This window comes from Streptomyces cyaneofuscatus (genome assembly GCF_000718135.1).
GTDB classification, from domain to species: domain Bacteria; phylum Actinomycetota; class Actinomycetes; order Streptomycetales; family Streptomycetaceae; genus Streptomyces; species Streptomyces cyaneofuscatus.
This window is the reverse complement of the sequence record NZ_JOEM01000104.1, coordinates 1-254: the sequence shown is the minus strand read 5'-3', so window position 1 is coordinate 254 and position 254 is coordinate 1. Positions and strand designations below refer to the sequence as shown.

Below are 254 nucleotides of genomic sequence, written 5' to 3'. Positions count from 1 at the left end.
CCGCCCTCACGGCTGATGCCCTGGCCGTAGAGGATGTCGAACTCGGCCTGCTTGAACGGCGGGGCGACCTTGTTCTTGACGACCTTGACGCGGGTCCGGTTGCCGACCGCGTCGGTGCCGTCCTTGAGGGTCTCGATCCGGCGGATGTCCAGGCGCACCGAGGCGTAGAACTTCAGCGCCCGGCCACCGGTCGTGGTCTCCGGCGAACCGAACATCACGCCGATCTTCTCGCGGAGCTGGTTGATGAAGATCGC

At 66.1% G+C, this 254-nt stretch carries 1 pseudogene; it reads right to left on the bottom strand.

From position 1 onward, the window contains the following. A pseudogene (locus tag IF17_RS0135965) lies at positions 1 to 254 on the bottom strand (recombinase RecA); the annotation flags it as partial.